Here is an 8,454-nt window from a genome sequence, read left to right as displayed (position 1 = left end):
GAGAACTCGCCGATGAACAGCGAGGCCATGACCAGCAGCGCGGCCGATACGGTCAGCCAGAAGGCCAGGTTGTTGAGGAACGGAAAAGCGACGTCGCGGGCGCCAATCTGCAGCGGCATGACGTAGTTGATGATGCCCGTGATCAGCGGCATTGCCACGAAGAAGATCATGATCGTCCCGTGGGCGGTGAACACCTGATCGAAGTGGTGGGCGTTGAGATAGCCCTCCTCCGCGCCGAACGCATAGGACTGCTGCACCCGCATCATCAGCGCGTCGGTGAAGCCCCTAAGGAGCATCACAACGCTGAGAATGATGTACATGATGCCGATGCGCTTATGGTCGACGGTGGTGAACCACTCGCGCCACAGATAGCCCCATAGCTTGTACTTGGTGACGGCGCCGACCACGGCCACGCCGCCCAGCGCCACCACGGCAAAGGTGACCAGCAGGATCGGCTCGTGGATGGGGAAGGATTCCCAACTGAGGCGGCCGAAGATGATCTTGGCGAGGTTGTCGAACACGGGGCTGGCTCCGAAGGATCAGGCGGTGGCGGCGCGCGGGTCGAGCGGATCGCGCGGGCGCAGGTCGTAGGTCATGTTGCGGTTGGCCGGATCGCCGGGGTTGGTCTGGCCTGGCGCGGCGTTGGGCGTGGCCGGCTTGGTGAAGTGCGGGCTGGTGCCCTTCTCCTGCGGCGACTTGAAGATCGCGCCCTCCGGCTTCTCGCCGTGCAGCGGGGCGGAGTTGCGGCCCGGCGGCATGCCGGCGCCCGGCCGGACGTCGTGCGGCCGACCGCCGCCATGGCCCATGTCGCGCCGCATCACGTCGCTCATGCACGGCTTGCCCGGCTCGACGCAGCGCTCGACGATGCGGCGGAACAAGTCGGGCTGCGCCGTGGCGAAGCGCATCGGAGCAACCTTCTCGCTCGGCTCCACCAGCTTCATGTAGGTCGGCAGGTTAAGCTGCCGCGGCGAGGCTTTCACGTTCGCCACCCAGCCGTTGAACTGCTGGGCGGGCACGCCGCGCAGGAAGAAGCGCATGTCGGCAAAGCCCGAGCCGCTATAGCTGCCCGAATAGCCGATGTCCTCGACCGGACGGCTCAGCACCGCGTGCAGCGTGCTCTGCATGCCCGGCATGGCGTAGATCATCCCGGCCATGGTGGGCGCGTAGAAGGTGTTCATCATGTTGGTGGAGGTGATGTCGAATCGCACCTGCCGGTCGACCGGAAGCACCAGCTCGTTGACCGTTGCGATGCCCTGCTCGGGGTAGATGAACAGCCACTTCCAATCCAAGGACACGACCTGCACCCGCAGGGGTCGCTCGACCTCGGCTCGAGCTTCCTGTCCGGTCGCGACGCGGTTGATCGGCCGGAATGGGTCCAGCAGGTGGGTGCTCGACCAGGTGAGCGCGCCCAGGATGATGATGATCAGCAGCGGCGCCGACCAGATTACCAGCTCAAGCGAAGTGGAATGGTCGAACTCGGGGTCGTAGGTCCCGCCCTTGCCCTTGCGATAGCGCCAGGCGAACACGGCGGTCAGGATCATGACCGGCACGATGATCAGCAGCATGAGACCGGTGGAAATGAGAATGATGTCCCGCTGCTGCCGCGCAACGTCACCCGCCGGGTTCATGACCGCCCGGTCGCAGGCTGCCAGGAGGCCCGCCAGCGAGACAAGCGCCACGGCTCTGAGGCACCGTGCCGAGGGGATCATCCGTTGCAGCATAGGCCCCAAGTAGTAGCGCAGGTGGGCGTTCAACATTGGACATTTTGTCCAATCGGCAAAGGTGAGCGGATGAGGCATAGGCTGTCGGATGTGCTCGTGCGGTGCCCTCGTGCGCGACATACTAGACATGAGTCTGCTGGAGCTTGCCCGCGATGACTGCCCATTCCGCGTCCGACTCGACGCCGCTTGAACGCGACGCCCGGCTGGTCAACGCGCGCCACGGCGAGATCCGCCCGGCCGACATCGCCATCGGCGTCATTATCGGTCGCACCGGCGAGTTCTTCGACTTCTTCGTCTACGCCATCGCCTCCGTGCTGGTGTTTCCTCAGCTGGTGTTTCCGTTCGCCGATCCGCTGACGGGTACGCTTTATTCCTTTGCGCTATTCTCGCTGGCGTTCATCGGCCGGCCGATAGGCACGCTGCTGTTCACCTGGATCGACCATAATCATGGCCGCGGGGTGAAGCTCACCATCGCCATCTTCCTGCTCGGCGGCTCGACCATGGTGATCGCGCTGCTGCCCGGATACGAGCAGGTGGGGGCGATCAGCATCTGGCTGCTGGGCTTCTTCCGGCTGCTGCAGGGCGTGGCGCTCGGCGGCTCATGGGACGGGCTGCCCTCGCTGCTGCAGCTGAACGCGCCGGAGGATAAGCGCGGCTGGTATTCGATGATCCCCCAGCTCGGCGCCCCGCTCGGCCTGCTGGTGGCAAGCGCGCTGTTCGCCTATTTCCTTGCCCTGCTGACGCCGGACGACTTCATCCGCTGGGCTTGGCGCTACCCCTTCTTCGTCGCGCTGGCGATCAACGTGGTAGCACTGTTCGCGCGGCTGCGGCTGGTCGCCACGCCCGAGTTCACGCGGCTGTTCGAGAGCCGCGAGCTGCAACCCTCGCCGCCGTTCCGCACCCTGCGTGCGGAGTGGCGCACGATCCTGCTCGGCGCCTTCGCCCCGCTGGCGAGCTTCGCCTTGTTCCACCTCGTGACCGTGTTTCCACTGTCTTACGTCAACCTGTTCGAAGGCCAGGAGCCCGTCCGCTTCCTGGTGATCGAGGCCATCGGCGCGGTGATCTGCGTCCTCGCGATCCTTGCCTCGGGCCTCATCGCCGACCGGGTCGGCCGTCGCGCGGTACTCGGCGTGTCGGCCGTCCTGATCGGCGCCTACAGCGGCTTCGCGCCCCAGCTGCTCGGTGCCGGTCCGGTCGGCGAGGTCGTCTACATGTTCGCCGGCTTTATCCTGCTCGGCCTGTCCTTCGGCCAGTCGACCGGCGTGGTGAACAGCAACTTCCCGTCGGTCCACCGCTACACGGGCGCCGCGATCGTCTCCAACTCTGCCTGGTTCATCGGCGCCGGCTTCGCTCCATTAGTGGCCTTGTTCCTGGCCAGCCGTGTCGGGCTATGGTCGGTCGGCCTGTACCTTCTGTCCGGCGTGATCTGCACGCTTGCGGCGCTGGCGATCAACAAGGACTGGGCGCGCCGTGAGGCCGACACTGAGCCAAGCCGCCCCTCGGAGACGGCAGCAGCCTGACTGCACGGCGAGGCTCAGGCTCGCCCGATCTCCAGGCCGGCGCGCATGACCAGCTCCTCGTCATGGCCGTGCGGCCGGGCATGCCCGTGCTCGCGCAGATAATGGCGGTCGAGGTCGCGGATCAGCCCATTGGCCTTGTCCCCGCCGATCATCCGCATCAGCGCATCGACCTTCGCCTCCATCCGGTCATCGTTCTCCTTGGACGAAGGCGACCCGACGTAAAGAAAGTAGGCGAGGCCCACGACCTGCCATAGCAGTTGCAGGAACTCGGACTGCCAGTTCTCGAACGTCTCGCGCAGCATTTGATCGACGAACTCGGCGATCTGCGGAGCCTGACCGTGCTGCTCGGCGTCACCCACGAAGGCGCGCCAGCCGAAGAACCAGTGAAGCAGGAGGCTAACAAGGAAGAAGCCCAGCGTCATCCAGGCGTAAGCATATTTGCGCATCGGTCGACCCTCGCACGAGATTGCTTTCGTGCGCGAAACGAGGATGCTGGCATGCGGTGCCACTCGGTGGCGAAGGGCAACGGAACGAGGCTGACCGGCCGGACCGATCCTTCAAGCGCGCCGGCTCAGGTCAGGCGGCGACGACGACCTGCTGGCTCTGGCTTGCCCGATCGGCGAATTGCTGCGCCAGTTGCGCATGCCATTGTCGTGCAGCTTCGGTCATTGCCCGTTGCGCTGCCATCCGCTCTTCCGCTGCCCGGCGGAAGTAAAAACGCTGGTCCGATTCCACTACCCGGCCCTCCGCTAGTCCCCACTGATTACCTACACAATGTGCCGGGCACTTCCTACCGATTGGTAAATATCCACAGCCGAACCGAGTCTCCCGCGCGCCGTCCCGTTGCGGAACAGGGCTGTGGCTCCGGGGTGACAGGCGCGGCCATTCAGCTCAACGATGAAACCGAACGACTCACCGCCCGTTGAACGGTAACTGAGACAAAAGGTCATCCTCATGGGAAGCATGTTCAATCCGCGGCGCGAAGCCTTCAATCCGGCAACCCGGGGCTATCACGCCGTTTACCGCCCCAACGCCGTCAATCACTGCCCCGGTTGTGGGCGGAGCCACTGGCTGATTGGGCGATTGTTGGCCGAGTGCGGGTTCTGCGCGACGGCTCTTCCGCTCAGCGACTCCGCGGTGCGCGGCGCTACACCGGTATTCCAGAGCCGCGGCTCCACACTCACGGATCTCGCTGCCTGATCCCTGATGTCGGGCGGCGCCCATATCGACCGCCCAATATCGATCGTCGCCTCACTGTTCCGCCGCTGAGTGCGGTGGTCAGTGCCGGTGCGTTGACGGGCGAGGGGTCGTGCTGGCCGATCGCCCGAACCGGCGTGAGCGATGGTCGACAGGTGCGTGCCGCCTGGTCCGCCTGACCGCCACGGGTACCGGCTTCGGCTGCTCGATCGGGCGCACCGAGTCCAGCAGCTTGCCGCCCGCCAGGAACACTACGGCAACGCAAGCCAGAAAGAACAGCCAGCCCGTCGCGCCGGGGTAGGTCTCGAGGTAAGCCTTGCCGCGCTCGACCGCGCCCAGCGTGATCGCCCAGATCACCGCCCAGGCTTCCCAGCGGGTTTTGATCGTGAACAGTCGGCCCAGGCGCTTCAGCATCGTCATTTATTAAGCAACGGCTATGCCAGCGGCGGAGTTCCGCGGTTTTCGCCTTAACCATGACTGTTAAACTGTCAGCCTTTCCGACACTCCGTGGGGCTCAGATGGCGGCGAGCTCGCGCAGGTCCAGCGCGTCCAGCAGGGTCATGCGAGCCCGCTCGATTGCGGTGATGAGCGCCGGCTCCTCCAGCTCCGCTGGATCGATGCTCTCCGGCCACGCGCAACCAATGAGGCCGGCCAGCCGGTCGAGCTTCGCTTCATCGACCAGGAAGCGCGGGTCCACCGTTTCGGGATCGGCCACTACCCGCAGGCGCAGGCACGCAGGACCGCCGCCGTTAGCCATCGACTGGCGGACGTCCACCACCGCCACGCGCCGGATCGCACCGTTGCCGGAAAGGTGCCGCTGCAGCCAGTTCCACACCGCTGGCGTTTCCCGCGCCTCCTCCGGGACGATCAGCGTGGTCGCGCCGTCGGGCGGGGTCACCAGCTGGGCATTGAACAGGTAGGAGCGGATCGCGTCCTCCAGGCTGACCTCGTCTGCGGGCACCTCCACATACTCCAGCGCCGGGAATGCCGTGCCGAGCCGGTCGAGGAAGCCGTCGCGGTCCTCGAACGCCCGTTCATGCGCGAACAGCACCCGCTCATTCGCCACCGCAACCACGTCGTTGTGGAAGGCGCCAGCGGCGATCGCTTCCTCCGACTGCTGCACGAACAACGTCCGCTCTTTGTCGAGTCGATGGAGCCTGGCGACCGCCTCGAACGCTTCGCGGTGCTGGCGCGCCGGGTAAGCTCCGCCGCCGACTCCGAAGACGAAGACCTCCACCCCCGGCGCGTCGTGCCGTTCTGCGAAACGCATGTGGTTGGCCGCGCCCTCGTCACCGAAGGCGGGCGGCACGGGACCGTGCACCGCGAAGTGCCGCTCGTCCCGGAACGCCAGCTTGAGCTGCGCCAGCGTCGCGGGCCACTCGTGGCTGCGGTGTGGCATGGTCCGGAGGTTGGCGACGGTCAGATGCGCTCGCCCGTCCGCCGTGTCGGGGGCAGGGGACACGGTCGCCGCGTTGGCGGCCCACATCGACGAGGCCGACATGGCGTTGGCGCGCAGCGACGGGTCGGCTGCTTGCGGGGCCGTACCGAGCGCTTGGAGCCACGCGCGATTGGGGCGCGGCGGCGGCACGAACAGCCCCTGGGCGAGCCCCAGCCGCAGGTTGGCCCGCATCTTCTCCAGCCCCTGCAGCGCGGCGGTGCGAGGATAGCTCACCAGCCCGGCGTTGCGCATCGCCGCCAGGTTGCCGAAGCTGAGCCCCGCGTAATTGTGGCTCGGTCCAACGATCCCGTCGAAGTTGACTTCGGTCACCGGCATCAGCGGGGTGTCGCCAGGATCGTATCGCCCACACCGGCTCCAAGCAGCTCGGCGGTCTCACCTGCCAAGGCGATGCCCTCCGCGGTCCTCCGCGCCGACCCTAGACAAGCGCGGAAGTTCTTCAGCCGGCCGGCGGCGAGCAACATCTTCATCGGTCCGCCTTCGTCGATTTCGGTCACGATCTCCTCACTGCTCTCGCGCACGGTGCGGATCTGGTCCGTCCTGGCGCTGACCGTCGGGCCGCCGTCGAAAATATCGACATAGCGGTCGTAGCCGAACCCTTCCGCTTCCAACATGCGCAGAGCCGCACGGCCGGTCGGGTGCGGCTGGCCGATCACCGCCCTCGCCGCGTCGCTCAGCAAGGACAGGTAGATGGGGGTCTTGGGCATCAGGTCGGCGATGAACTGCGTACCATGCATGGCGTTGAACTGGTCGGCCTCGGGGAAGCTCATGTCGAAGAACCGGCCAGCTAAAGCATCCCAGAAAGGAGAGTTGCCCGCCTCGTCAATCACCCCGCGGAGTTCGGCCAGCACCCGGTCGCCGAAGCGCTCCCGGTGCCGGCGAATGAAGAGGTAACGGCTACGCGCCAGCAGCAAGCCTAGCCCGCCCGCGCGCATCAGCGGGTGGAGGAACAGCCCGCCCACCTCGCTCGATCCTTCAAGGTCGGTGGTGAGGGTCAGCAACTGGTTGCGGAAGGTCTTGCCGAGCTCGGGCGACCACTGGGTCAGCGTGCTGATATGGTAGGAGTAGAACGCCTGAGTGACGCCCACCATGCCGAACACCTGGCAGGTGCCGCGGATCAGCCGCTCGGCCGGGTCCTCCAGCACGAACAGGTAGCAGTCGTTGCCCTGCGCCTCCTCGGTCTTGGCGAAGGCGTCCTCGGACTTGGCGAGCTTCTCGACCAGCGTGCCCTTGTCGGCCGGCAGGTTGGTGAAGCCGCCGCCAGTCAGCTTGGCCATCTCGTAGATGGCGTCAAAATCCTCCGGGCTGGCGGCGCGGACGCGGAAGCTCACACGCCCTCCCCGGCAAGACGGAGGATCGTCACCGCCGACAGGGCTGCCCGCTCGGCGAGCGAGTCAACGATCAGATATTCCTCAGGGCTGTGAATTTTTCCCCCGCGCACGCCCATGGTGTCGACCACCGGCACCCCGCAAGCGGCTATGTTGTTGCCGTCGCACACTCCGCCCGAAGGCTGCCAGCGGATCGGCTGGCCGAGGTCGGCGCCGGCCCGCCGCACCAGCTCAAACAGCCGTTCAGCCTCCGTGTCGAGCGGCTTGGGCGGCCGACCGAAGCCGCCGTGCACGTGAATGCCGACGTCGTGCGCTGCCGCCACCTCCGCGACCGCGCGATCGATGGCCGCTTGCGCCTCAGCCTGCAGCTCCGCCGTGCGAGGCCGCAGGTTGACCCGCAGCACCGCGCCGTCCGGAACGACATTGTTCGGCCCGCCGCCGTCCACCCGCGCAACGTTGACGCTGAGGCCTTCGCGCTTGGCCGCATCCAATTGCAGCGCCAAGTCGGCGGCGGCGACCACCGCGTTGCGCCCGTCCTCCGGGTTGCGCCCAGCATGCGCCGAGCGCCCGATCACTATGACGCTGAAGTTGCCGCTGCCCGGCCGCGCGCCCGCCAGCGTTCCGTCCGGCAGCGCCGCGGGCTCATAGGTCAGCGCCGCCCGCTTGCCCCGCGCGGCCTCCGTCAGCAACGCCGCCGAGCCCGGTGAGCCGACCTCCTCGTCCGAGTTGATCAGCACCTCGTAGCCCAGGTGCGAGGCGAGCGGGCTCGCTTCCACCGCCTTCAGCGCCGCGAGCATCACCGCCAGCCCGCCCTTCATATCGGCCACGCCAGGCCCGCGGAGCGTCCGCTCGTCGTGCCAGCTCAGCGCCTGGAACGGGTGGTCGACCCGGTAGACCGTGTCCATGTGCCCTGTCAGCAGCAGCTGCACCGGGGCGTTCGGCCGTACCGCCAGATGGAGGTTGCGCCCGTGCGCCACCTCCCGCACCCGCCCGTCAGCTTCCACTGTGGACACCGGCTCTGGGTCGCGCAGCCGAAGCTCGCCAGGCAACGCCGAGAGCGCATCGCCGAGCAGGTTCGCAACCCGATCCAGGCCGGGGAGGTTCGTCGAGCCACTGTTCACCGCGGCCCACGCCTGCACCTGCGTCAGCATCGGTTCGGCAGTCGCGCGGTCGACTGCGTCGCGTTCGGTGGTGCTCAACTCCCCCATGGCTCGCTCGCTCTAGCGAGGAGT

At 66.9% G+C, this 8,454-nt stretch carries 9 protein-coding genes; 1 reads left to right on the top strand and 8 read right to left on the bottom strand.

The features are described 5' to 3' along the window. Both QZX62_RS09495 and cyoA read right to left on the bottom strand, forming a co-directional pair. The coding region (locus QZX62_RS09495; RefSeq protein WP_294173952.1) for a cbb3-type cytochrome c oxidase subunit I at positions 1 to 521 on the bottom strand (521 nt) is incomplete at its 3' end. 18 nt (positions 522 to 539) lie between these two features. Then, positions 540 to 1,679: a ubiquinol oxidase subunit II gene (gene cyoA, locus QZX62_RS09490; RefSeq protein WP_294173950.1), complete on the bottom strand. Its 1,140-nt coding sequence runs from the start codon at positions 1,677 to 1,679 to the stop codon at positions 540 to 542. A gap of 194 nt (positions 1,680 to 1,873) precedes the next feature. Here cyoA and QZX62_RS09485 point away from each other — a divergent pair, with 194 nt between their 5' ends. Continuing rightward, positions 1,874 to 3,241: an MFS transporter gene (locus tag QZX62_RS09485; protein ID WP_294173948.1), complete on the top strand. Its 1,368-nt coding sequence runs from the start codon at positions 1,874 to 1,876 to the stop codon at positions 3,239 to 3,241. A gap of 14 nt (positions 3,242 to 3,255) precedes the next feature. On the opposite strand, the gene QZX62_RS09480 is transcribed toward QZX62_RS09485, so the two are convergent. From QZX62_RS09480 to QZX62_RS09455, 6 genes are all read right to left on the bottom strand, one after another. Then, positions 3,256 to 3,687 carry a DUF6766 family protein gene (locus QZX62_RS09480; RefSeq protein WP_294173946.1) on the bottom strand — a complete coding sequence of 144 codons (432 nt, stop codon included), beginning with the start codon at positions 3,685 to 3,687 and terminating at the stop codon, positions 3,256 to 3,258. A gap of 130 nt (positions 3,688 to 3,817) precedes the next feature. Further along, on the bottom strand, positions 3,818 to 3,976 hold the full coding sequence (locus tag QZX62_RS09475; protein ID WP_294173944.1) for a hypothetical protein: 159 nt from the start codon (positions 3,974 to 3,976) through the stop codon (positions 3,818 to 3,820). A 543-nt stretch (positions 3,977 to 4,519) separates the two neighbouring features. After that, positions 4,520 to 4,858: a hypothetical protein gene (locus tag QZX62_RS11885; protein WP_366926198.1), complete on the bottom strand. Its 339-nt coding sequence runs from the start codon at positions 4,856 to 4,858 to the stop codon at positions 4,520 to 4,522. A 94-nt stretch (positions 4,859 to 4,952) separates the two neighbouring features. Further along, positions 4,953 to 6,212, bottom strand: coding sequence for an N-succinylarginine dihydrolase (locus tag QZX62_RS09465; RefSeq protein ID WP_294173942.1), 1,260 nt, complete (start codon positions 6,210 to 6,212; stop codon positions 4,953 to 4,955). Next, on the bottom strand, positions 6,212 to 7,225 hold the full coding sequence (locus QZX62_RS09460; RefSeq protein WP_294173940.1) for an arginine N-succinyltransferase: 1,014 nt from the start codon (positions 7,223 to 7,225) through the stop codon (positions 6,212 to 6,214). The genes QZX62_RS09465 and QZX62_RS09460 overlap by 1 nt, the downstream gene beginning before the upstream one ends. Beyond that, complete coding sequence (locus QZX62_RS09455) at positions 7,222 to 8,430, bottom strand: hydrolase (RefSeq protein ID WP_294173938.1); 1,209 nt, start codon at positions 8,428 to 8,430, stop codon at positions 7,222 to 7,224. The genes QZX62_RS09460 and QZX62_RS09455 overlap by 4 nt, the downstream gene beginning before the upstream one ends. Positions 8,431 to 8,454: the final 24 nt, after the last annotated feature.

The organism is uncultured Sphingomonas sp. (assembly GCF_902806265.1).
Classification (GTDB): Bacteria; Pseudomonadota; Alphaproteobacteria; order Sphingomonadales; family Sphingomonadaceae; genus Sphingomicrobium.
Note: the sequence above shows the minus strand (reverse complement) of the source record. Positions and strands in the feature narration are given on the sequence as shown.